We start from the raw sequence: 24,023 nt of genomic DNA, 5'->3' as shown, positions 1-24,023 counted from the left end.
GTATAACAGAAAAATACTCTATAAAGCTAGAGGTTAGCGATTAGAATGTTTCATTATACGTGCTTTATCGAGTTGCCATTCACGTTCTTTAATGTCAGAACGTTTATCGTGAGATTTTTTACCTCTGGCAACACCAATTTTAACTTTACACCATGCATTTTTCCAGTAGAGGGAAAGTGCAATAACGGTATAACCTTCACGATTAACTTTACCGTAGAGTGTATCTAATTCACGTTGATTTAAAAGTAACTTACGGCTACGAGTTGGGTCGCATACAACATGCGATGATGCAACTGTCAGTGGAGTGAAGTTTGCACCGAATAAATAAGCTTCACCGTCCCTTAAAAGAACGTAGCTATCTCCAATGTTGGCTTTGCCTGCTCGGAGTGATTTAACTTCCCAACCTTGTAGGGATAGACCCGCCTCGAACTCCTCTTCGATAGAATATTCGTGGCGAGCACGCTTGTTCATAGCAATTGTTGCTGAACCGGGTTTATATGGTTTTTTCTTTGTCATAGTGCAATCATTATACTGTAAGCTGAGTTGAAAGAAATCTTTCTAAGCTGATATTTTTTTGATTGTGCAAATCTTGCCCTATGTGGGTTTTGTTTTTTGTTTAACCAATCAAAGGTGGTATTATACGCTCAGTTTTTGGGGATAGGAATTGATATGCCACAGATTAGCCGCTCTGCGTTAGTTCCGTTTAGCGCAGAACAAATGTATAAACTCGTTAATGACGTTATTTCATATCCAAGCTTCTTGCCAGGGTGTGTCGGTAGCCAAATTATTAGTCATAGTTCTGAAGAGATGACCGCCTCTGTTGAGGTGTCAAAAGCAGGCATTAGCAAAACTTTTATCACAAAAAATGTGCTAGAAGATAACAAGTGCATTCATATGCAACTTGTGGAAGGGCCATTTAGTAAATTAGCGGGTGGTTGGAGATTTATTCCTTTAAGTGCGGATGCTTGTAAAATCGAATTTCACCTTGATTTTGAATTTACAAATAAATTGATAGAGCTTGCATTTGGCAAAGTTTTCAAAGAATTAGCAAACAATATGGTCCAAGCTTTCACTTTAAGAGCAAAGGATGTTTACAGTGTCTGAGCTGAACATTGAAGTGACATATGCGCTTCCTGAAAAGCAATTTTTGTTATCAGTTAAAGTTAAAGAAGGTAGCACAATAGAAGAAGCAATACTTGCTTCTGGCATCCTAGCCCTTAGGGATGATATTGACCTTAAAAAAAATAAGATTGGTATTTATAGCCGACCCGCTAAATTGACTGATTTAGTGCAAGATGGGGATCGTGTTGAGATTTATCGACCTTTGATTGCTGATCCAAAAGAATTAAGGCGTAAACGAGCCGAAAAATCTAAAGAAGCTAAAAATAAGTAACTTTATTCTATTGTAGCTAACCGAGCAAAAGCTCGGTTTTTTATTGAAATTTATTTAGTTAAAATGAGATTAAATAAATCTATAATAAAGGCACTCATAATAACAACCCGCCTGAATAATTTTTCAAAAGACAGGCTGTTATTATCATACTAGGTGGCCCTAGTGTCTTATGGTTAGTCAGCGGCTTTAGTTTCTGATACTTTTGTTTCAGCGGCTTCCATTGATTCCTGCGCGGCAAGATTTTTCTCGTTTTTGATGTCAGTCAGAATGCCATTACGATCAAAGATCAGAGTTAAAGTTTCTTGCTGAACTGGGTCATGACCAAGTTCTTGGCGGAAAACATAATACCAAGTCTGAGTACCAAACGGGTCAGATAACATTGGCGTGCCCAAAGTATAAGCGACTTGTTGCTGTGTCATTCCTTTTTGGATCTTAGCAACATCTTTCGCTGTGAGGTAATTACCTTGGTTAATGTCCGGGTGATAGACAAGACGTTCCATCATTGAACAGCCCGTAGACATTAATGCGAGTGATAGTGCTGCAGCAGTTAACAATTTATAACGCATGGATATCTCATTCCTTTTGGAGTCAGAACATCAATGATAATCGACATTGATACAATTTAAAACCTTCCTTATCGACTCTAAGACCACATAAGCATAAAAAAGTTGTCAAAAATTATGCTGCAAGTAACTCTTTCGCGTTGGCAAGCGTATTTTTTGTTACCTCAGAACCAGCAAGAAGACGCGCAAGTTCTTGTAATCTGGCTTTTTTATCCAGTAATTGCATGTGAGTTTCTGTTTCTACACCGTTTGTCTCTTTACTCACATAAAAGTGATGATGACCGCACCCAGCTACTTGTGGTAAATGTGTCACGCACATCACTTGCGTTGACTCACCTAGTTCACGCAGTAACTTCCCTACAATTGCTGCGGTTGGTCCACTAATACCGACATCGACTTCATCAAATATTAATGCAGGGGTATCCATTTTTTTAGCAGTAATGACTTGGATAGCTAATGCTATACGTGATAATTCACCACCCGATGCAACTTTAGCAAGCGCTTGGTGTGGTTGTCCTGGGTTAGTCGTCACATTGAATTCTACTTTACAGGCACCATCGATTTGTAGTTGTTCAGGTATAAATTTTACATCAATAGTAAATAGGCCATGAGGCATTGAAAGTTGATGCATACTATTGGTAATTAATGTACTTAACTCTTGTGCATAATGTAAACGTACATGGTGTAAGCGTTTTGCACATTCGAGAGCTGTATGATGATTCGCTCGTACTTGTGCATTTAAGACTTCTGCGTCTTCATTCTGATTGGCTATCTGTTCTTGTTCGCTTAGTAATTGCTGAAATAATTCAGGTAAGGCTTCTGGTGTGACATGGTGTTTACGCGCTAAGTTGATTTGTTTGGAGATGCGTTTTTCCAGTTCAAACAAGCGATTAGGGTCAAGCTCATATTGGTCACAATAGTGCTTGATTTCATCGCTGACTTCGCTGACTTGTATTGATGCTTCTTCAAGCATATCAAGTAACTCTGAGAATTTAGGATTGAGAGCAACCAAGTCAGTCAATTCATTTTTTGCCATATTTAATAAGCTAATAACATTCGAATCATCATTTTCGGATAGTATTTGTGTTGTTGTTTGCCCAATAGCTAAAAACTGCCCATGATTAGCGAGTTGCTTATATTCTTGGTCTATTTCTTCAAACTCTCCTTGAACAGGGAGGAATTCGTTTAGTTCTTTCAGATGATATTCCAGCAGTTGCTGCCGAGATTCACGCTCTTGCACCTGCTTTTGAAAGACGGCTAATTGTTGGCAGGAATCATGCCATGTTTGCCATGCCTTTTTCATTTGAACCAGTAGTTCTTGCTGGTTGGAATAGGCATCAAGCAAGGATTTTTGATGAGAGCTATCTAGCAAGAGCTGGTGTGCGTGTTGACCATGGATTTGAATCAGCAATGTGCCTAGTTCTCTAAGTTGTGATAAAGGAACTGAAACGCCATTAATAAAGCCACGGGAGCGACCATCTGGAGAGATAGTACGACGTAATAAGCACTCATTTTGGTTATCAAGTTGGTGTTCTGTAAGCCAATTGGCAGCTAATTGTGCATCTACTAAGGAAAAGCGAGCGCAAAGGTCAGCACGTTGTGCACCAGGGCGTACCATATTGGCTTCACCTCGATTCCCTAGACACAGGCCAAGTGCATCAATAGCAATAGACTTACCCGCACCTGTTTCACCGGTTATGGCGGTCATACCATTACGGAAATCAATTTCTAATTCACGTACGATTGCAAAATTATTAATTGTTAGTTGGGTAAGCATCTGCGCTCTCCTGTAAAAATACACACCTGTGTTTTAATACAGTGTATGACTGTTTTTTTATACAGTAAAGAGGCAGAATGAAAAAATTAGAAAGTTTTTTTAGCCCAGCCTAATTTTGAACTTAACGTATTGAAATAATTATAATCTTGTGGATGAACTAAATTAAGATTTTTATTACTACGTTTAACAATCACTTCCTCGCCATCCTGAATAGGAAGCATGATTTGGCTATCACAGCTGACTTCATAATCAATATTTGTTCGTAAAAATTTCAGCCGAATACTGCTGTCACTGCTAATGACCAGTGGTCTTGAGGATAAGGTATGTGGAAACATGGGCACCAATACAATCGCGTCCAAGTTTGGGGTTAAAATAGGGCCACCTGCGGAAAGAGAATAAGCTGTAGAGCCCGTTGGTGTGGCGATAATCAAGCCATCAGAACGTTGAGAAAAGGCAAATTTTTCATCAATGTAGACCTCGAATTCGATCATATGCGCAACTTTGCCAGGGTGGAGAACAATCTCATTAATTGCGGTGCTTTTACGTGCTTTTTGGTTAGCTTTAATAACTTGTGCTTCGAGCAAAAAACGTCTTTCTTCACGATATTTACCGTCAAGAACACTCGAAAGTTGTTGTAATGCGTTATCAGGGTCTAAATCAGTAAGGAAACCGAGATTACCACGATTTACACCAATAACTTTATTATTATACCGAGATAAAATACGAGCAGCACCAAGCATGTTGCCATCACCGCCAACGACGACAACTAAATCAGCCTGTTGGCCTATTTCAGTTAATGTCCCAGTGTTGGCATTAGTTAATTTTAAATCTTTAGCAACTTGTTTATCGATAATGGCATGATAATTTTTTGAAATTAACCAATGGTATATTAATTCATGAGTTGCCAATGCCTCAGGGTGCCTAGGGTGCCCGACAATGCCTATCGTTTTAAAATGTGTTGGTGGTGTATTATTGTCCTTTCGCATACTTTTTTGGCCTCTGATTGTATGACTTCCCTTGAATCCCTGTATTAGATCCCCATAATACTCTCATATATGGGATTAATGCTAAATACGCGGAGATATTCATGAGTAGTAAAGACCAAAACATGCATGATGAGCAAGCTTCTGAGCAAAATGAATCACAAAAAGTTCAAGTAGAGCAAGAAGTAGACGTTCAACAAGCTGATGAATTACAAGCAGACGAACAAGCGTTAGCCGCGCGTATTGCTGAGCTTGAGCAACAATTAGAGGCTTCACAAAAAACTGAACGTGAAGCAATGTTGCGTGCACACGCCGAAATTGAAAATATTCGTCGCAGGACTGAGCAAGATATCGAGAAAGCACATAAATTTGCATTGGAAAAATTCTCAAATGAATTATTACCAGTGATTGATAACTTAGAACGCGCAATAGATGCTGCAGACCATGAAAGTGAAGAGTCTAAAGCGATGTTAGAAGGGCTAAATTTAACACTGAAAACCTTCTTAGATGCCGTGGCTAAGTTCGGTATTGAGCCTGTAAGTGAAGTGAATGTGCCATTCAATCCTGAAGTTCATCAAGCGATAACGATGATTGAGTCACCAGATCACCAAGCTAATCATGTGATTAATGTGATGCAAAAAGGGTACACGCTAAATAACCGTTTACTCAGACCTGCAATGGTTATTGTATCTAAGTAATTGATAAAATGGGATGCATAAGTATCCCATTTTTTCTATGTCTACAATCTGAAATTATTCATTAATCACTGGCGCCCAATCAATGGGGGTTTTGCCCTGCTGAGCTAAAATTTCATTTGTTTGTGAAAAATGTCCACATCCTAGAAAACCACGGTGAGCAGAAAGCGGAGAAGGGTGAGGTGCTTTCAGAACATGATGGCGTTTGGTATCAATAATTTTACCTTTTTTCTGGGCATGCGAGCCCCAGAGTAAAAAAATCACACCCTCAGTATTTTCATTAATTGCTTCAATGACTTTATCTGTAAATGTTTCCCAACCTAAATGCGCATGGGAATGGGCATTGCCTTGTTCTACGGTGAGGACGGTATTAAGGAGTAAAACGCCTTGTTGAGCCCAACTGAGCAAGTAACCATGAGCCGGCCTTTGAAATCCATCAATATCCTTTTCGAGCTCTTTATACATATTCACTAATGATGGGGGTGGCTTAATTCCAGGAAGTACGGAAAAAGAGAGACCATGGGCTTGCCCTGGTCCATGATAAGGATCTTGTCCTAGGATAACCACTTTAATATCGGAAAGCTCGGTATACTTAAATGCATTAAAAACGTCGTCTTGAGCAGGGTAGATAACCTTACCATTTTTACGTTGCTCTGCGACATACGCCAATGTTTCTTTGAAATAAGGTTTTGATTTTTCAGGGCCAATAACATCGTGCCACGTAATGGAGTTTGACATGAAATATTCCATAACAATGAATTTATGAAGGAACAATTATATGAACCAGTTGATAGCTATAAGCTTACTGGTTCATGAGGGAGAGATAAAGCCCTGATATTGACGATTAATTTAAAAAAAATTGAAATTTTATAAAAATAGTTAAAAAAACAAATTATGAATTTTGATTTAAATCATAAAGTTGAGCTGAGTAAATTAGTTGCTAAGTGGAATAATTGATAAATATCAAAGAAAAAAGGGGTTCTAGCTGGTATAAAATACCTATATACATTGGTTAGACCAAATATCCAATTGCAAGTTTTCATAAGATTAATGGTTAATGTAGCTTCGATTTATTAAGCAAATCGAATGCAATCTAGCTCGAACGTGGAGGTCGACATGATTACAGGTATTCAAATTACAAAAACTGATAATGCAGCATTGTTGAATTCGTTCTGGTTACTCGATGACGAAAAAAATGAAGCTCGTTGTGTTTGTGCGAAAGCCGATTATAACGAAGGGCAAATCGTTGCTAAAGACGAATTAGGTGCTTTTGAGTATCGTGAAGTTCCTTTAGAAATGAAACCAACTGTACGCGTTGAAGGTGGTCAGCACTTAAATGTTAACGTATTGAGCCGTGAAACATTAGAAGATGCAGTCAAAAATCCAGAAAAATATCCACAATTAACAATTCGTGTTTCTGGTTATGCTGTGCGTTTTAATTCATTAACACCAGAACAACAGCGTGATGTTATTACTCGTACTTTCACTGAAAGCTTGTAATAAATATTAAATATAATTACATCTAGTAATGTATATTAAATTCTAAAGCCATTGTTATCAATGGCTTTTTATTTGTTACTAATAAAGTTGATTATTTCCCTCCTTGGTTATTTGTATTTCAATATTCTTCCAACAAATACACTTGTTAGGGAGAATTCATGTTATTATCTACACAACAAACACTATCAAAAAAAGATGAATATGTTTTTGTTAGAGAAAATTTAAATATTTATTTACGGCAAGAACACCAAGAGATTAAACCTTGCATAACAGAACAATGGCCTAAAAATATATTAAGAGAGGATTTTTTAGGAGGGCATGCTCAACAAAACGATTATATTTTAGCTTTACTATCGCAGGGGGCCTATCATAAAGATTGGCGGAATATACAAGGAGTTGAAAGATTAAATAATAAAGAGATTTATGATCTTGGAATTAACGCTGAATTATTAAATGACGATCAAACAGGATTTCAAGCTAATATCTGTCGATTTAATGATTTATATATTCTTTGTTTTGCTGGTACTAATGATATTATCGATTTTTACAGTAATATTCGTCAAGGTCTTGGTTTTTATGAGTTTCAATATTATCAAGCTGTTAACTTGATGAATATTTTATTCAATGCAGTAAATGGAAATACGATTTGCACGGGACATTCATTAGGAGGAGGACTAGCTTCAATTGCGGCGTTAGCGAGTCAATCCCCCTGTATTGCATTCAGTCCTGCAGGGTTGGCAAAAAACACTATTAATAATATTGGGATTGATTATCACATTGCTGAAAAAATGGCACAAGAAGGGTTGATACGCTATTACACGGTGCAATATGACTGGCTCGATAGATTACAAAACTCTTTACCGATCCCTTCTGCGTTGGGAAATTGTATTAAAATGGCTTATAGCGAACATAGTTCTTGGAAAGATTGGTTACCGACCCGTTTATTGACAAGAAGTTTTATTGCTCATTCAATGCTTAAAATTATTAGGGTTATGTGCAAGTATAAACCATGGAATAATTGGAATGCAATTACAGGTGAATATAATAAGGTAAAAGAAATACCATTAGAAACGTTTCCAATTAAAGAAGAAAAACAGGAAATGAGTTGGCAAGAGTGTTGTGAAAGTGCAATAAGAAAAGGGAATATAACTGAGTTTTCAGCACTTTTATCATTAGGCCATAAACCTTGTGACATTAATTTTCTGGCTCAACACTCAGTTAGAACGGCTAATGGGCAATTTATGAAAATTTTAATTGAATCCCGATATGGTCAAACAATTAAAATGTTTCAATCAAGAGAACAAAAAAGTATTCTACATTTAGCGGCGCAAAATGGCTGTTTTGTACAATCACAACTTTTATTAAAAAATGGGTTAGCAGTTAATATTAGAGATAATTTTGGGAATACTCCTTTACACGATGCCTTAAATAGCCATGCTCTCGATGTTGCTGCATTATTATTAGAGAATGGGGCTGATTGGCGAATCAAAAATAATAAAGGGTTAGACTGTAAGGATATACTTGGTAACCACATTATTAAATATGATTTATTAACGCCTGAAGGTAAACAAATGCGAGATAAAGCTTTTCAAATGATGAGCTAAATAAAAAACGGGCCTAAACCCGTTTTTAGTGACTAGCTTTTGTCGTTATCTGTTGATACGGAAGGGCTAGCAGGAGTACGACGTTTCCCAATATTTTTCTTGTCGCGATGGCGTACTTTTTCTTTTTTCTTGGCTTGTTCTTCTTTTTTCTTTTCTTTACGCTTAGCAAGTACTTTCTTCGATGGTTTTGGTTTATTTAACATCGCTTCTGAAGGGGCTTTAGTTGTTGGACGTAAAGAATCCACAACACGGATCTTGATAGGCTCTTCAATATAACGAGTAATTTTACCAAATAAAGGGAAATCATGCGCTTCGACTAAGGAAATTGCCGTTCCTTTACGGCCCGCTCGACCAGTACGACCAATACGGTGCAAGTACACATCAGCAGTTCTCGGTAAGTCAAAGTTAAATACATGGCTAACGTTTTCGATATCTAAACCACGAGAAGCCACATCTGTTGCAACGAGTACCTTAACTTGGCCATCAACTAGGCGGCGTACAGCTTCATTGCGTTTAGCTTGTGGCATTTCACCTTCGAGATAGCAAGGCTCGATACCGGCCTCACGTAGCCATTGAACTAATTCGCGTAAACGCTCACGCTTACGTACGAAAACGATGGCTTTGGTGACTTCGTCTTGTTTTAATAAATGGCACAGTAAGGCTGTTTTATGCTCTAGCGTGTCAGCTCGGTAATGAAATTGCTGAATTTTTTTACGTTCACGACGAGAAGGGTCTGCATCAATTTCAATTGGGTCTTCTAATAAGCGCTCAGCAAAATCACGAATCGCTTCGCCTTCAAGAGTGGCAGAAAACAGCATGGTTTGCTTACGCCAGCGTGTTTCACCTGCGATTGTTTCTATGTCATTTGCAAACCCCATGTCGAGCATGCGGTCAGCTTCATCAAGGATCAAAATTTCAACGGCACGGCAGTCAAAGTTTTCTTCCTTAATATATTGGAGTAGACGGCCTGTTGTTGCGACGACAATGTCTTGATTTTCGCTGAAAACTTCAGCGTGATTCATATAAGCTACACCACCCGTGATTGTAGCGATATCTAAGTGATTATGGGCGCATAATTCTTTTGCTTGGTCAGCAACCTGCATGGCTAATTCACGCGTTGGCGTGACAACTAGAACGCGAGGCGGACCTGATTTCTTTCTAGGGAAATCAAGTAAATGTTGGATCGCAGGCAGTAAAAACGCGGCGGTTTTACCTGTTCCTGTCGGGGCTGAACCTAATACATCGCGGCCATCCATTGCAGCAGGAATGGCTGCCGCTTGAATAGCGGTCGGACGTTGATAGCCTTTGTCTGAAAGCGCATCTATTAGGCTTTCATCAAGTTCAAGTTCAGTAAAAGTGGATGCAGTCATGATATACCTCTATTTGGGGCGCTGATTATAAACAGGTTAGCAAAATTGTTCACCTGAAAAAATCAGCTTTGCTCAAGTGTAACTGTTTTCATTACGGACAGGGAGCGATATATCGATACATATGAATGAAATACAGGGAAGATAAATAATTGAAGGAGGAGAAAGCTCCTCCTTCATCATGCTTAGCTAAGTATATTAATTAACCATGTATGATAAGGAATACCAACTAAGTCAATGAGCACCGCACCACTGAGTGGCACAATCATGAAAGCTTTCATTGATACTTGTTTGTAACGTTCACATACAGAGGACATATTTGCCATTGCATTTGGCGTTGCGCCTAAACCATGCCCCATTAAGCCAGCACACATTACCGCGGCATCGTAGTTTTTGCCTAATAAGCGGAAAATGACAAAGACAACTAATAGAATTAAAATAATGACTTGTGCCAATAATATGGTGAATAGTGGCAAAGCAACAGCTTTTAGTTCCCATATTTTCAGTGACATCATAGCCATAGTTAAAAATAGGCCAAGTGAAACTTCAGAGATAAGGTCAACCGATTTTTGGTTAATACGGAATAATTCTACTTGGTCATTAACATTGCGAATTACGATTGCAATGATCATCGCCCCAACATAGCTGGGTAACGAAAACCCGGTTGCTTTAGTAAATTGCGCTGAAGCGAATTGGCCGATGACCATAATCCCTAGGACGAGCGCCAGCATTTTTAGAAAAGCATGAGCATCGATAGATTCAATTTTCCCTGCGATAGTTTCAGGAACTTGAACTCGCTCAACGTTTTCATCTGCTTTAATCTGCACATTAAATTTCTTAATTAAGAATGTTGCAATAGGGCCACCGAGTAAACTTCCTGTAATTAGGCCAAAAGTTGCCGCGGCAATTGCTGCAACTGTTGCAGATTGCACACCAAGGCCTTCAGCCATTCCACCAAAGGCAGCCGCACCGCCATGGCCCCCAGTAAGTGAAACACCACCAGCCATGATACCAATAACAGGGTCAACACCGAGTAAATGCGCAAGGCCTGCACCAAAGGTGTCTTGGAAGATAACCACAAACCAGCAGATAAACAGGTAGATAAAGAGTAACCGGCCGCCACTTTTTAAGATGCGGAAGCTGCCATCAATACCAATAGTCGTAAAGAAGGCGACCATTAAGAAGGTTTGTAAACTGGTATCAAAGTTGATTTCGGCTAGGTTAAATGATTTAAGCCCCCAAATGATCAAACTAACGAGAAAACCACCAATGACGGGAGAAGGGATACAGAAGCGTTGTAGCCATTCGATGCGTTTTTTTAAGTGGATCCCCATGAGTAGGCAGATCACCGTTAGGAAGAGGGTGGAGAGTGTGTCGAGGTGTAGAATCATATTTTTCCCTTTTTAACTGTTGTCTTTCACGCTACAGCGTTGTTGGCCGCGCTCCGTTACCCTAGTCACATACTTTTGTATGCTCCTAGGGATAACGTCACTTGCCGCCTAGCTGTAACGCGAAATTCAATAGTTAAAAACTATTAAGTCATTGCGCTACAGCGTTGTTGGCCGCGCTCCGTTACCCTAGTCACATACTTTTGTATGCTCCTAGGGATAACGTCACTTGCCGCCTAGCTGTAACGCGAAATTCAATAGTTAAAAACCATTAAGTTATTGCGCTACGGCTAGTTTGATAATCAACTTCAAAGCTATTTTTATTGTGGTGTTTGAAAATTAATTATCTTAACAGCGTGAGAAACAGTGTATTTATCAGTCGAGTTGTTGTGTTGTTTTATTAGAATAAGTATTGGTAAATCAAATAAGCCGCGAGTTTGGCAGTATGGTTGTCAATATCAAATTCAGGGTTGCATTCTGCGATATCAAAAACAGCAATTTTTTGGCTGTGCTTGATAATGGCAAATAGTTCATCAAAAATTTCAGTGGAAATGCCTTTCGGTGCAGGCGCACTCACACCCGGTGCGATAGCTGCAGAAAATACATCTAAATCAACGGTGACATATAAATAGTCTACAGCGTCAATAAAGTTTTTAATTTTTTCAATAGCTTGAGGTAGCTTGGAATAAGCTAACTCTTTATCGCGGATATATTGGCAACCCAATTTATCTGCGGTATCGAATAGGACTTTTGTATTGCCATGATCAGCGATGCCTAAACATAAATACTGGAAAGGACGTTGGTGTTGCTGACACAGCATGGCGGACTGTAAAAATGGGGTGCCAGATGTGGCGACAGGGGCTTCGCGTAAATCAAAATGTGCATCAAAGTTGATAATGCCAATCGTTTTACCTGTTTGATACTGTTCAACATAGTCAAACAAACCTTGGAAGCTTGCAAATGCAACTTCATGACCACCGCCAAGGACAATCGGCTTTTGGTTATCAGCGAGGAGAGCAATAAGTTGGTCGGATAAGCAGCGCTGTGCTGCTTCTAAATTGCCATCATCACAGCGAATTGTACCAACGTCTTTGATCGCAAGTGGTTGATGAATAGGCAACCCTGCCAGCTGATGACGAATTGCATCAGGGCCTGCTTTAGCGCCTTGGCGGCCTTTATTACGTCGGACGCCTTCATCAGAGGCAAAACCAATTAATGCAAATTTGGCGGGTGCGTGTTTGTTCATGACTTGGTGGATGCGCAAGTGTTCTTGTGTTTCACCATCTGTGCGCCCTTGCCATTGGAAAGGTTGTGTCATAGTTACTCCAAGTTAATTAGTTTAGTGATGTTATGCGCGGCTTGGCAGGTGTGCGTGATAAATTCATCCACACGATGCGTAGAACGAAATTCAGGTGCCATAACTGAAACGACCGCTAATACATCATTCCCTTTGAAAATGGGGGCAGAGACACCCAGTACGCCTTCATCGATTTCACTTACAGACATGCCGTAACCTTGTTGGCGTATTTGTTGTAAATCTTGTTGTAGCTTTATTTTTTGTTGTTCAGTGGTTAATTGCTTTGTATGAGCCTCAACCACTTGTTTTTGATAGAGTTCATGGCGAAAAGCTAACAATGTTTTCGCACTGGCGCCTTTAATTAAGGTATTACCACGACCAATAATAAAGGAACAGCGCAGTGCTTGTTCACTCTCAATCATGTCGACACAAATGGTTTCTCGTAGATTTGAGGTGATAATCGCCACGGTTTCTTGGGTTTTTTTCGCTAAAGTTTGTAGCTCTTGTTTAGAGGCGCTCATCAATAAACTGTGGTGATAGTATTTTTCTTGATTTTTGATACTCTGCGAACCGACGCAATATGTACCGTATTGTTTTGCGTGAGATACAAATTCCCAATCTATGAGAATTGTCAGTAACCGATAAACGGTTGATAATGGGATATCTAGCGCTGACGAAATAGACTGTGGTGTCACCGGAGAGGCGCAAGTTGTAATGTAAGACAAGATGTCTAAGGTTCTATTTATACTGTTCATGGCATCTCCTTTTTTTCGAACTTATCAGTAAATTTTTTCCGTCTCAAATATAATTCCCGTAATATGAGAATTATATTGTAGCAAATAGGTTAAATTATCACTTTTATTTGCTTAAAATGAGAATGATCGAATAAGTATTAACCAATTAGAGTGCCTGAATGTGTAAGCAACAAAAGAATTACCGCAAAGGCGGTTTTACGTTTAAACAGTTTTTTGTGGCTCATGACCGATGTGCGATGAAAGTGGGAACGGATGGTGTGCTATTGGGTGCTTGGGCCCCTGTAGAGGGTATCCTGTCTGCTTTAGATATTGGGAGCGGTAGTGGGTTAATCGCGTTGATGCTAGCACAGAGAAATACAATATTACGTGTTGATGCCGTTGAGTTAGATAGTGATGCAGCAGCGCAAGCGCAAGAAAACTTTATTGGGTCACCATGGGCTGAGCGTTTACAGGTTATCAACCAGGACATTGTAAGTTACAGCCAGTCGTCTCCCGCGCAATATGATTTAATTGTCAGTAACCCACCTTACTTCGAGCCTGCGGTTGCATGTCGAGATGAAAAACGAGACCAAGCAAGATATACATCAACGTTAACACATGATGTTTTACTTGAAAGTGCGAAAGCTTGCCTTGCTGCTCATGGACTATTTTGCTTAGTGCTACCACATGACGCAGGGGAGAAATTACAGAAGATGGCCGAAGATTCTGGCTGGTTTACTGCTTTTCGCATCAATGTGAGTGATAAAAGGGTAACACCTTATCATCGGATGTTGTTAGGTTTACGATTACAGAATATTGAAACTAAGGTGACATCATTAGCGCTCAAGGAAGAAAATGGGGAATATACCGATGAATTTCGTAAACTAATCCAACCATTTTATGTGAAATACTAAATTAGGTAAATACTAAAGCCGGCACTAAGGGCCGGCTAAAGTTTTGGTTATTCAGGCTGTAAAATAGTGGGGCCTGAATTAGGACGTGGCTCTGGGTAATCTAAGGTGTAATGTAACCCACGGCTCTCTTTGCGTTCTAATGCACAACGAACCATTAATTCAGCGACTTGAACTAAGTTACGTAATTCAAGTAAGTTATTTGAAATACGGAAATTTGCATAGTAGTCATGAATTTCTTGCTGCAATAGATGGATGCGACGCAGTGCGCGTTCAAGGCGCTTTGTGGTTCTTACAATCCCCATATAATCCCACATGAATAGACGTAATTCATGCCAGTTATGTTGAATAACAACCTGTTCATCTGAATTATGTACTCTGCTTTCATCCCATTCAGATAAATAGGGGATTTCATCGATCTGTTTGATCGTTTTATTAATGTTTTCTGCCGCAGCCCAGCCGTATACCAAGCATTCTAATAGCGAATTGGAAGCCATACGGTTTGCACCGTGCAAGCCTGTGTAGCTAACTTCGCCAATAGCATAGAGATTCGTGATATCAGTCATACCGGCTTCATCTACAATAACACCACCGCAGGTATAATGGGCTGCAGGAACGATAGGGATAGGCTCTTTGGTCAGGTCTAGCCCTAAAGTCATCAATTTCGCATAAATAGTTGGAAAATGATTTTTAACAAAATCGTTAGGCTTATGGCTGATGTCTAAATACATGCAATCAGCCCCAAGACGCTTCATTTCATGGTCAATAGCACGCGCAACAACATCACGAGGGGCAAGTTCCCCACGATCGTCGTGATCAGGCATAAACCGGCTTCCATCAGGGCGCTTGAGGTAAGCCCCTTCACCACGTAATGCTTCAGTTAATAAAAAATTACGTGCTTGTGGGTGAAACAAACAAGTCGGATGGAATTGATTAAATTCAAGGTTAGCAACACGGCAGCCAGCTCGCCATGCCATTGCGATGCCATCACCAGAAGAAATATCTGGGTTTGTGGTATATTGATAAACTTTAGCCGCTCCACCTGTGGCGAGAACAATCGTTTTCGCTCGAATGGTTTCAACTTGTTCTTTTTGGCGGTTCCATACGTAAGCGCCTAGAATTCGTGGTGATTCAACCTCATTAGAAAGGATAAGGTCGACGGCATTATAACGTTCTTTAATATGAATATTTGGATGGGCAAAAGCGAGGTCGACTAAGGTGGTTTCAACTTCTTTTCCTGTCGCATCTGCATGATGTAGGATCCGACGATGGCTGTGACCACCTTCACGTGTTAAATGATACTGTGTTTCACCGTTCTCGGTAATTTCAGTATCGAATAAAACACCTTGGTCTATAAGCCATTGAACACAATGTTTCGCATTGGAGGCAATAAACTCAACCGCTTCTTTCTGGCAGATACCAGCACCCGCAATTAGCGTGTCTTCTACATGAGATTCGATGCTGTCAGTGTCATCAAAAACAGCGGCAATACCGCCTTGTGCGTAATAAGATGCCCCTTCACTGAGGCTACTTTTACTGAGAATGGTCACTTGATGAAAAGGGGCGAGCCGTAAGGCAGCTGAAAGTCCTGCGACACCACTCCCAATGATTAAAATATCAGTGTAATGCTGTGTGGATCCGTTCATAAGTGTTTGCATGTATATAATAGTATGTATTGAGTTTTTTATGTTAGCCTATCGAGTGCCCTATTGCTATTAGTGGATGGCTGTTAAGACACAGTATATTGACCTAGCGCTATTTACGTATTCAAATGGTTTTACTGTGATAGCTATCGCATTCGTATTTAAAATCTGTATGCTGTCATATGAGTCTGCAAGATTATTATAGGCAGTTGTTTTAATAAGGATCTTTAAGATCATCTAAGTAATTTTTTTATCAGTTTTGTAAATTTTTGACTATTTTTTTAGATTAAATTGAACTTCAACGAATTCTACTACTCAAAGTAGTGCTTGCTTTAGGAAGGGAGAACATGATCAAGTTAACATATTATCGGCCTGAATTCGGGAGATATTTCCTGGAATGAGCGAGCAACTGACCGACCAGATTTTGGTTGAAAAGGTACAGAAAGGCGATCAACAAGCTTTCAACTTATTGGTGATAAAATATCAGCATAAAGTCGCGAGCCTAGTATCCCGCTATGTACCGCAAGCAGATGTGCCTGACGTTGCGCAGGAGTCATTTATAAAAGCCTATCGTGCCATTGGTTCGTTTCGTGGTGACAGCGCGTTTTATACTTGGCTTTATCGGATTGCGGTAAATACAGCTAAAAATTATTTAGTTGCCCAAGATAGACGCCCACCTGCGTCGGACTTGGAAGCGAGTGATGCAGAAAACTTTGAAACCGCAGGTGCCTTAAAAGAAATTTCGAACCCAGAGAACTTAATGTTGTCTGATGAATTAAAGAACGTTGTTTTCCGAACCATCGAATCGCTGCCTGAAGATCTTAGAATGGCAATTACGCTTCGCGAGTTAGATGGGTTGAGCTACGAAGAAATCGCAGAAATAATGGATTGCCCAGTTGGCACCGTACGTTCTCGAATTTTTAGGGCAAGGGAAGCAATTGACAATAAAGTTCAGCCACTGATTCAACAATATTGATATGTTAAATCAGTCAATTAAATATAATTGTGATGCAATTAACTGAAGGTAATTGGGCATGCAAAGAGAGAAACTTTCCGCAATGATGGATGGCGAAGTACTAGACTTAGAACTGGTCAACGCTATTTCACGTGATTCAACGTTAAAACAACGTTGGGAGAGCTATCATCTTATTCGTGATACTCTGCGTAACGATACTAGTGAAGTCATGCACTTTGATATTGCAAGTAAAGTTGCGGCAGCATTAGAGAATGAAGCTGTGCGTATTAATCCTCAGGTAGTTGTCGAATCGCAGCCAGAACCTGCGACTTGGGGGGCTTTCCCATTCTGGGGCAAAATTCGTCCTTGGGCGAGCCAGTTAACTCAAATTGGTGTTGCAGCTTGTGTATCTTTGGCCGTGATTGTTGGTGTTCAACAATATAACCAAAGTAGTGCTGTTGACTCTCCTGTTGACGAGCCAATGTTCAACACGATCCCTGTTGGTAGTGGGGCGCCAGTTAGCTTGAATATCTCAGATAACCAATTATTTGGTAATGAGCAGCAAATTCAACAAGTTGAACAGCAAAATCAACGCATTAATGCGATGCTTCAACAATATGAAATTGAAAGACGCTCGATGCTTAACCAGCAATATCAAGAGTCTGCACAACCTGCGTCTTCAGCAGGAGTTAAATTGCAATAATGAACAAATGGTTATCCGTCATCTGCCTGACGGGCAGCCTGATTATTTCTAATCAAGCTTCGGCATCTGAACTAGATGCCGATGTTCTTTTTAAAGAAATGGGAAATGCTGCCCAGAACCTTTCTTATGAAATGTCTTATATGACATTCAGTCCGCAATCAATAACACCAGTACGTTACCGCCACGCAATTATTAATGGTGAGCCTGTTTCACAAATGATCCAAATGGACTCATCGCGTCGTGAAATTGTTCAAAAAGGCAATAGTATCAGCTACTTTGAACCTGGTTTTGATGCATTTAGCTTAAGTGGTAAATATATAGTTGATAATTTACCATCAGTAGTTTTTGCCAATTATCAACAGATTAAACCTTATTATAATTTTATTGATGCTGGGCGTACCCACATTGGCGATAGGCCAGCATTAGTAATTCGCATAATATCGAAAGACAATTCTCGGTTTAACTATGTAGTATTGATCGACGAAGAAACGAAATTGCCATTACGCATCGACCTTCTCGATAATAATAGCCAAACATTAGAACAATTTCGTGTGATCTCGACGGTGCTAGATAGCCAAACAGTTAAGGATTCATTACTTGCGTTAAGTAAGGTAAATATGCCGCCATTATTGATTTCCCCTAAAAATGGAAATCCTTCCTTTAAGTGGCAAGTTGGCATGTTACCACCTGGTTTTGAAGAAATATCCCGCTCTTCGCGAAAATTAGCTGAAGATGACGTGGTAGAAACCGCAATGTTTAGTGATGGTTTATTTACCTTTTCTGTAAATGTGACAAAATCGACTAAAGGCCCGTTACTTGACCAACCGCTTCAAAATGGGCGTCGGACTATTTACACCATGACGCAAAAGCAAAATGTTATCACTATCATCGGTGAATTACCGTTAGCAACAGCACAAGTGGTCGCAGGTAGTATTCAGTTTCGGGAGTAAATTATGGTAAAAGAGTGGGCAACAGTAGTCCGTTGGCAAAACGGTAGGGCTTTATTGCGCTATGGTTCTTCGTCCGGGTGTGGCAGTTGTGGTGCTCGTAAAACCTGCGGTTCTTATGCTTTAAGCAAAATAGGGCCAAATACGGAACATGAATTAGAAATTGCGATTGAGCAACCGCTAGTTGAAGGACAAAAAATTGAAGTCGGTATTCCTGAAGGAAGTTTGATTCGTTCAGCGCTATTAGTTTATCTAACGCCTATTTTGGGGTTATTTATTTTTGCTGGCTTAGCGCAGGCGTTTGATTTTGAACAGTTCTGGATAGCGATTTCAGGTGTAATTGGTGGTATTATTGGTTTTTATGTCGCGCGTAGACTTGCATCAAATTGGCGTGATGATGAAGCTTTTCAACCCGTCGTTTTACAGATTGGGTTACCTCCAAACGAGCTTTCAGTGCAAATTAATTGCTAAATTTCAATATGTTGAGTTAGAAGGTTAATTTGATATTATCAATAGAAGGGGAACATATGTTTCCCTTTTTTGTGGATGAGAGTTAGTTAGCAGGCAAATAGTATTATGACAGATATAGTATTATGACAAATCAAGTCATTAACATATTTTGTCAGTTTTGAGTTAGAAATTACAATAGATTGGTTATGGCTATAAAAGTGGTTGATGTGGGTCGTATTAATGATGAATTACGGCAACTAACCTATTAACCTGATGCAGGTTTACAGTTGTTTTACATTGAATCTTTGTGTTAGCGGGTTCTTATATGTAAAATGCAGCTAATTAACAATCTTGTGATAATCATAGCATTTTAGTTTTGTTGCGATATTTGCACAAAGCTGATTTTGTAAGGCAATTTAAAAGAAGATATTACCTTGAAAATCAATAATATAAGAAACTTTTCCATCATTGCTCATATCGACCACGGTAAGTCGACCTTGTCAGACCGCATTATTCAAATTTGTGGTGGTTTAACCGACCGCGAAATGGCGGCACAAGTTTTAGACTCGATGGACTTAGAGCGTGAGCGTGGGATCACCATTAAAGCACAGAGCGTGACGCTTGATTATAAAGCTTCAGATGGTGAAACTTACCAATTAAACTTCATTGATACACCGGGTCACGTTGACTTCTCTTATGAAGTATCTCGTTCATTAGCAGCCTGTGAAGGTGCTTTGCTGGTGGTTGATGCAGGGCAAGGTGTTGAAGCTCAAACCTTGGCAAACTGCTATACCGCTATCGAAATGGACTTAGAAGTTGTTCCGGTTTTAAATAAAATTGATTTACCCGCTGCCGATCCTGAGCGTGTTGCCGATGAGATAGAAGATATTGTTGGTCTTGACGCACATGATGCAGTTCGCTGCTCTGCAAAAACAGGTATTGGTGTTCAAGATGTGATTGAGCGCCTCGTTAAAGAGATCCCACCGCCTATTGGGGATGTAGATGCACCTTTACAAGCACTGATTATTGACTCATGGTTTGATAACTATTTAGGCGTTGTTTCATTGATCCGTATTAAGAACGGAACATTGAAAAAAGGCGATAAAATTAAAGTCATGAGCACAGGGCAAGTGTATAACGCAGACCGTCTTGGTATTTTCACACCGAAGCAAATTGACCGTGATGCTTTGAGTTGTGGCGAAGTGGGCTGGTTAGTTTGTGCGATTAAAGATATCACCGGCGCCCCAGTTGGGGATACGTTAACTGGCGCTCGTAATCCAGCAGATAAAGCATTACCTGGTTTTAAAAAGGTTAAACCACAGGTTTATGCGGGTTTATTCCCCGTAAGTTCTGATGATTATGAATCATTTCGTGATGCATTAGGTAAGTTAAGTCTAAATGACGCCTCTTTATTCTATGAACCGGAAACCTCGACAGCGCTAGGCTTCGGTTTCCGTTGTGGTTTCCTTGGCTTACTGCACATGGAAATCATTCAAGAGCGTTTAGAACGTGAATATGACCTTGATTTGATTACCACTGCACCGACTGTAGTATATGAAGTGCAGCAGACCAACGGTGATATTGTGTATGTTGATAGCCCATCTAAGCTACCAGCATTGAACAATATTGAAGAATTACGCGAACCAATCGCAGAGTGCCACATGCTGATGCCTAAAGAATATTTAGGTAACGTTATTACACTTTGTATTGAGAAACGTGGCGTTCAGACCAATATGGTCTATCATGGTAATCAAGTATCGCTGACTTACGAAATCCCAATGGCAGAAGTGGTATTGGATTTCTTTGATCGCTTAAAATCAACATCTCGTGGGTATGCATCTTTAGATTATGCATTTAAACGCTTCCAGACATCAGACATGGTGCGTGTTGATGTTCTTATTAACAATGAGCGTGTAGATGCTCTGGCCTTGATCACTCACCGTGCGAATTCTCAATATCGCGGCCGTGAACTGGTTGAAAAAATGAAAGAGTTGATCCCGCGTCAGCAGTTCGATATTGCGATCCAAGCAGCGATTGGTAACCACATTATTGCTCGTTCTACAGTTAAACAATTGCGTAAAAACGTACTCGCCAAGTGTTATGGTGGTGACGTTAGCCGTAAGAAAAAACTGTTGCAGAAGCAAAAGGATGGTAAGAAACGTATGAAGCAAGTTGGTAACGTTGAGCTACCACAAGAAGCGTTCCTTGCTATATTGCACGTTGGTAAAGACTAAGTTTACAAGGAGCCTCAATGGCGAACACCTTTGCCTTGATCCTAACACTGGCAACATTAATCACAGGGATTATATGGTGTTTAGACAAGTTTAAATTTGCACCTGCGCGTAAAGCAAAACTCAAGCAGTTACAGGATGCAGCGAATGGCGCAGTGAGTGAAGCGGATGTGGCAAATGCTGTCCGCCGTCCATCTTGGCTTGAAACAGGGTCGTCTATTTTCCCTGTGTTAGCGATTGTATTGATTGTGCGCTCATTTATTTATGAGCCATTTCAAATACCTTCAGGGTCAATGATGCCAACATTGTTAGTTGGTGACTTTATGTTGGTTGAGAAATTTGCTTATGGGCTAAAAGATCCAATTACCCAAACGACACTAGTCGAAACGGGTAAGCCAAAGCGTGGTGATATCGCGGTATTTAAATATCCGAAAGATACTAACGTGGATTTTGTGAAGCGTGTTATTGGTCTACCGGGAGATAAAATTGTTTATAACCCGGATGCTAAAGAGCTAACAATTTACCCTAATTGTGCTGACAACAAGTGCACAGAGAAACTGCCAATTGTTTATGGTCCTCTAGCCCCGAGTGAGTGGACAATGTTCCTTGATATCGGTTCTGTTGTTGATAACCAAAAAGGGAATTATGAAGTTCCGTTAGATCAAGCATTGCCAAGAAATGCACTACGTCAGTATGAGCGCAGCGAAAAATTAGATACCGTAGAGCATCAAATTCTTATTATTCGCCAAGCGATTACTGAAGCAAAATATTTGCAACCAGGTATGCCGAAGAATGAATGGATTGTTCCTGAAAAGCACTACTTTATGATGGGTGATAACAGAGATAATAGCTCTGACAGCCGCATGTGGGGCTTTGTACCGGAAGAAAATTTAGTTGGTCGTGCGGTATTTATTTGGTTAAGTTTAGATAAGCAAGAAAACGAATGGCCGACGGGTGTACGCTTTAGTCGAATTGGTCCACTATAATTTGATTAGTCGGTTAGCTAAATATTGAAAATGCGGGTTTTCGTTTGAAAATCCGCATTATCCGAAGCATTATTGTTTTACCCAGTGTACAATATAAATTAATTAATATTATTGGCTCCTCAATTATTAACTCACCTATTTTAACTTATTGTAACTAATGGTTTTTTATAATTAGTTCCACTGAGCTGCAAAAAATGTGGGAAAATAAGGTGTCAGTGCAAACGCAACAGTTTTGTAAAATGGGACATTTTACAGGTCTGTTGCGTGTGCTTTTTTATCAAATAAAAATGGTTGGGCGCACATGAACCCCTCTTTATTAGAAAGATTACAGCGTAAGCTTGGTTATCAATTCAAACAGAACGAATTATTAATCCAAGCATTAACACATAGAAGTGCAAGCAGCAAACATAATGAGCGTCTAGAATTTTTAGGTGACTCGATTTTAAGTTTTGTGATTGCAAATGACTTATACCATCGTTTTCCAAAGGTAGACGAGGGGGATATGAGTCGCATGCGAGCAACGCTTGTACGCGGAAATACATTAGCAGAAATCGCACGTGAATTTGAACTCGGTGAATGTTTACGTTTAGGGCCGGGGGAATTAAAAAGCGGTGGTTTTCGTCGCGAATCTATCCTTGCTGATACTGTTGAAGCACTGATCGGTGGTATTTTTTTAGATAGTGATATCCAAACGATCGAAAGAATTATTTTAGATTGGTATCAAAGTAGACTGGTTGAGATCAGTCCGGGTGATAAACAAAAAGACCCGAAAACAAGGTTACAAGAATATCTGCAAGGGCGCCATTTACCACTACCTAATTATTTGGTTGTTCAGGTTAAGGGTGAAGCTCACGATCAAGAATTTACGATCCACTGTCAAGTCAGTGGTATTGACCAACCGATTAATGGCGTTGGTTCAAGCCGTCGTAAAGCGGAGCAAGCAGCAGCAGAACAAGCATTGAAAATTTTGGAGCTTGAATGAGTGAATTACAATCCCACTGTGGTTTCGTCGCCATAGTTGGACGGCCAAATGTCGGTAAATCGACATTATTGAATCAATTACTGGGGCAAAAAGTTTCGATTACATCGAGAAAGCCACAGACGACTCGCCATCGTATTATGGGGATCCATACAGAAGATAATTACCAAATTATTTATGTTGATACCCCAGGACTTCATATTGAAGAAAAACGTGCAATTAACCGTTTAATGAACCGCGCTGCATCCAGTTCAATCGGCGATGTTGAGTTAGTTATTTTTGTTGTTGAAGGGACTAATTGGACCGCTGATGATGAGATGGTACTGACCAAGCTATCTAGCTTACGCTGCCCTGTGATCTTAGCGATTAATAAGATTGACAACGTCACTGATAAAACGGTTTTACTTCCTCATATTGGTATGATCAGCCAGAAAATGAATTTCTTGGATGTTGTTCCTATCAGTGCAGAAAAAGGTGTAGGTGTTGATACCATTGCTAAGATTGTAAAACAGCATATCCCTGAAGCAGTGCACCATTTTCCAGAAGACTATATTACTGACCGTTCGCAGCGTTTTATGGCATCAGAAATTATCCGAGAAAAGCTCATGCGTTTCTTAGGTGACGAACTGCCATACTCAGTTACAGTTGAAATTGAACAATTTAAAGTAACAGATGCGGGTATTTACCATATCAATGGCTTAATTCTTGTTGAGCGTGAAGGCCAAAAGAAAATGGTTATTGGTAACAAAGGTAGCAAACTGAAAACTATTGGTACCGAAGCGCGTATCGATATGGAAAGAATGTTTGATAACAAGGTTCACCTTGAGCTTTGGGTTAAGGTTAAATCTGGTTGGGCTGATGACGAAAGAGCATTACGCAGCCTAGGTTATGTTGACGACCTAAAATAGTAGGTGGCA

At 39.9% G+C, this 24,023-nt stretch carries 24 protein-coding genes; 14 read left to right on the top strand and 10 right to left on the bottom strand.

The window, feature by feature from the left end:
* Positions 1-33 precede the first annotated feature (33 nt).
* Positions 34-516: an SsrA-binding protein SmpB gene (gene smpB / locus PR809_RS11365; protein WP_004265004.1), complete on the bottom strand. Its 483-nt coding sequence runs from the start codon at positions 514-516 to the stop codon at positions 34-36.
* 153 nt (positions 517-669) lie between these two features.
* Between smpB and PR809_RS11360 the strand changes: the two genes are divergently transcribed.
* Together PR809_RS11360 and PR809_RS11355 are read left to right on the top strand one after the other, a co-directional pair.
* Positions 670-1,104 (top strand): type II toxin-antitoxin system RatA family toxin, encoded by a 435-nt coding sequence (locus PR809_RS11360; RefSeq protein ID WP_195697465.1) that lies wholly within the window; start codon positions 670-672, stop codon positions 1,102-1,104.
* Positions 1,097-1,393 (top strand): RnfH family protein, encoded by a 297-nt coding sequence (locus tag PR809_RS11355; RefSeq protein WP_102137793.1) that lies wholly within the window; start codon positions 1,097-1,099, stop codon positions 1,391-1,393. Before PR809_RS11360 ends, PR809_RS11355 begins: the two co-directional genes overlap by 8 nt.
* Positions 1,394-1,566: 173 nt before the next feature.
* On the opposite strand, the gene bamE is transcribed toward PR809_RS11355, so the two are convergent.
* The 3 genes from bamE to nadK form a co-directional block, all read right to left on the bottom strand.
* Complete coding sequence (gene bamE / locus PR809_RS11350; protein ID WP_166267590.1) at positions 1,567-1,959, bottom strand: outer membrane protein assembly factor BamE; 393 nt, start codon at positions 1,957-1,959, stop codon at positions 1,567-1,569.
* Between the two features lie 112 nt (positions 1,960-2,071).
* The gene (gene recN / locus PR809_RS11345; protein ID WP_206277047.1) at positions 2,072-3,733 is read right to left on the bottom strand and encodes a DNA repair protein RecN; all 1,662 of its coding nucleotides are present in this window, start codon (positions 3,731-3,733) and stop codon (positions 2,072-2,074) included.
* A gap of 86 nt (positions 3,734-3,819) precedes the next feature.
* Complete coding sequence (nadK, locus tag PR809_RS11340; RefSeq protein WP_102137494.1) at positions 3,820-4,719, bottom strand: NAD(+) kinase; 900 nt, start codon at positions 4,717-4,719, stop codon at positions 3,820-3,822.
* Between the two features lie 101 nt (positions 4,720-4,820).
* On the opposite strand from nadK, the gene grpE reads away from it, so the two are divergent.
* Positions 4,821-5,414: a nucleotide exchange factor GrpE gene (gene grpE, locus PR809_RS11335; RefSeq protein WP_166267586.1), complete on the top strand. Its 594-nt coding sequence runs from the start codon at positions 4,821-4,823 to the stop codon at positions 5,412-5,414.
* A gap of 54 nt (positions 5,415-5,468) precedes the next feature.
* Here the strand turns inward: grpE and ung are convergent, their stop codons facing one another.
* A complete protein-coding gene (gene ung / locus PR809_RS11330; protein ID WP_206277046.1) occupies positions 5,469-6,149 on the bottom strand; it encodes a uracil-DNA glycosylase in 681 nt (226 codons plus the stop codon).
* Positions 6,150-6,527: 378 nt separating this feature from the next.
* On the opposite strand from ung, the gene grcA reads away from it, so the two are divergent.
* Both grcA and PR809_RS11320 read left to right on the top strand, forming a co-directional pair.
* Entirely contained in the window at positions 6,528-6,911 is a 384-nt protein-coding gene (gene grcA / locus PR809_RS11325) for an autonomous glycyl radical cofactor GrcA (protein WP_004912835.1), read from the top strand.
* Between the two features lie 158 nt (positions 6,912-7,069).
* A complete protein-coding gene (locus tag PR809_RS11320; protein WP_231068388.1) occupies positions 7,070-8,515 on the top strand; it encodes an ankyrin repeat domain-containing protein in 1,446 nt (481 codons plus the stop codon).
* A gap of 32 nt (positions 8,516-8,547) precedes the next feature.
* On the opposite strand, the gene srmB is transcribed toward PR809_RS11320, so the two are convergent.
* The 4 genes from srmB to PR809_RS11300 form a co-directional block, all read right to left on the bottom strand.
* On the bottom strand, positions 8,548-9,885 hold the full coding sequence (gene srmB / locus PR809_RS11315) for an ATP-dependent RNA helicase SrmB (protein WP_102137498.1): 1,338 nt from the start codon (positions 9,883-9,885) through the stop codon (positions 8,548-8,550).
* Between the two features lie 182 nt (positions 9,886-10,067).
* A complete protein-coding gene (gltS, locus tag PR809_RS11310; protein ID WP_166267584.1) occupies positions 10,068-11,273 on the bottom strand; it encodes a sodium/glutamate symporter in 1,206 nt (401 codons plus the stop codon).
* A gap of 397 nt (positions 11,274-11,670) precedes the next feature.
* On the bottom strand, positions 11,671-12,588 hold the full coding sequence (gene hutG, locus PR809_RS11305; RefSeq protein WP_195697461.1) for a formimidoylglutamase: 918 nt from the start codon (positions 12,586-12,588) through the stop codon (positions 11,671-11,673).
* 2 nt (positions 12,589-12,590) lie between these two features.
* A complete protein-coding gene (locus tag PR809_RS11300; RefSeq protein WP_102137501.1) occupies positions 12,591-13,322 on the bottom strand; it encodes an IclR family transcriptional regulator in 732 nt (243 codons plus the stop codon).
* A 158-nt stretch (positions 13,323-13,480) separates the two neighbouring features.
* On the opposite strand from PR809_RS11300, the gene trmN reads away from it, so the two are divergent.
* The gene (gene trmN / locus PR809_RS11295; RefSeq protein WP_206276823.1) at positions 13,481-14,215 is read left to right on the top strand and encodes a tRNA(1)(Val) (adenine(37)-N(6))-methyltransferase TrmN; all 735 of its coding nucleotides are present in this window, start codon (positions 13,481-13,483) and stop codon (positions 14,213-14,215) included.
* Positions 14,216-14,262: 47 nt separating this feature from the next.
* On the opposite strand, the gene nadB is transcribed toward trmN, so the two are convergent.
* The gene (gene nadB, locus PR809_RS11290) at positions 14,263-15,858 is read right to left on the bottom strand and encodes an L-aspartate oxidase (RefSeq protein WP_206276822.1); all 1,596 of its coding nucleotides are present in this window, start codon (positions 15,856-15,858) and stop codon (positions 14,263-14,265) included.
* Positions 15,859-16,252: 394 nt separating this feature from the next.
* Between nadB and rpoE the strand changes: the two genes are divergently transcribed.
* From rpoE to era, 8 genes are all read left to right on the top strand, one after another.
* On the top strand, positions 16,253-16,831 hold the full coding sequence (gene rpoE / locus PR809_RS11285; protein WP_166267576.1) for an RNA polymerase sigma factor RpoE: 579 nt from the start codon (positions 16,253-16,255) through the stop codon (positions 16,829-16,831).
* Between the two features lie 58 nt (positions 16,832-16,889).
* Positions 16,890-17,513, top strand: a complete 624-nt coding sequence (gene rseA / locus PR809_RS11280; protein WP_102137504.1) for an anti-sigma-E factor RseA — start codon at positions 16,890-16,892, stop codon at positions 17,511-17,513.
* Positions 17,513-18,463, top strand: coding sequence for a sigma-E factor regulatory protein RseB (gene rseB / locus PR809_RS11275; protein ID WP_102137505.1), 951 nt, complete (start codon positions 17,513-17,515; stop codon positions 18,461-18,463). Before rseA ends, rseB begins: the two co-directional genes overlap by 1 nt.
* Before the next feature lie 3 nt (positions 18,464-18,466).
* A complete protein-coding gene (gene rseC / locus PR809_RS11270) occupies positions 18,467-18,931 on the top strand; it encodes a SoxR-reducing system protein RseC (protein WP_102137506.1) in 465 nt (154 codons plus the stop codon).
* Between the two features lie 419 nt (positions 18,932-19,350).
* Positions 19,351-21,144 carry a translation elongation factor 4 gene (gene lepA / locus PR809_RS11265; RefSeq protein WP_102137794.1) on the top strand — a complete coding sequence of 598 codons (1,794 nt, stop codon included), beginning with the start codon at positions 19,351-19,353 and terminating at the stop codon, positions 21,142-21,144.
* Between the two features lie 17 nt (positions 21,145-21,161).
* On the top strand, positions 21,162-22,127 hold the full coding sequence (gene lepB / locus PR809_RS11260) for a signal peptidase I (protein ID WP_102137507.1): 966 nt from the start codon (positions 21,162-21,164) through the stop codon (positions 22,125-22,127).
* Positions 22,128-22,428: 301 nt separating this feature from the next.
* On the top strand, positions 22,429-23,109 hold the full coding sequence (gene rnc / locus PR809_RS11255; protein WP_102137508.1) for a ribonuclease III: 681 nt from the start codon (positions 22,429-22,431) through the stop codon (positions 23,107-23,109).
* Positions 23,106-24,014, top strand: coding sequence for a GTPase Era (gene era / locus PR809_RS11250; RefSeq protein WP_166267572.1), 909 nt, complete (start codon positions 23,106-23,108; stop codon positions 24,012-24,014). Before rnc ends, era begins: the two co-directional genes overlap by 4 nt.
* Positions 24,015-24,023: the final 9 nt, after the last annotated feature.

Origin of the sequence: Providencia sp. PROV201 (genome assembly GCF_028479545.1) — a bacterium.
Taxonomy (GTDB): Bacteria; Pseudomonadota; Gammaproteobacteria; order Enterobacterales; family Enterobacteriaceae; genus Providencia; species Providencia huaxiensis.
The sequence above is the reverse complement of the archived record's forward strand: the minus strand, read 5'-3'. Positions and strand labels throughout refer to the sequence as shown.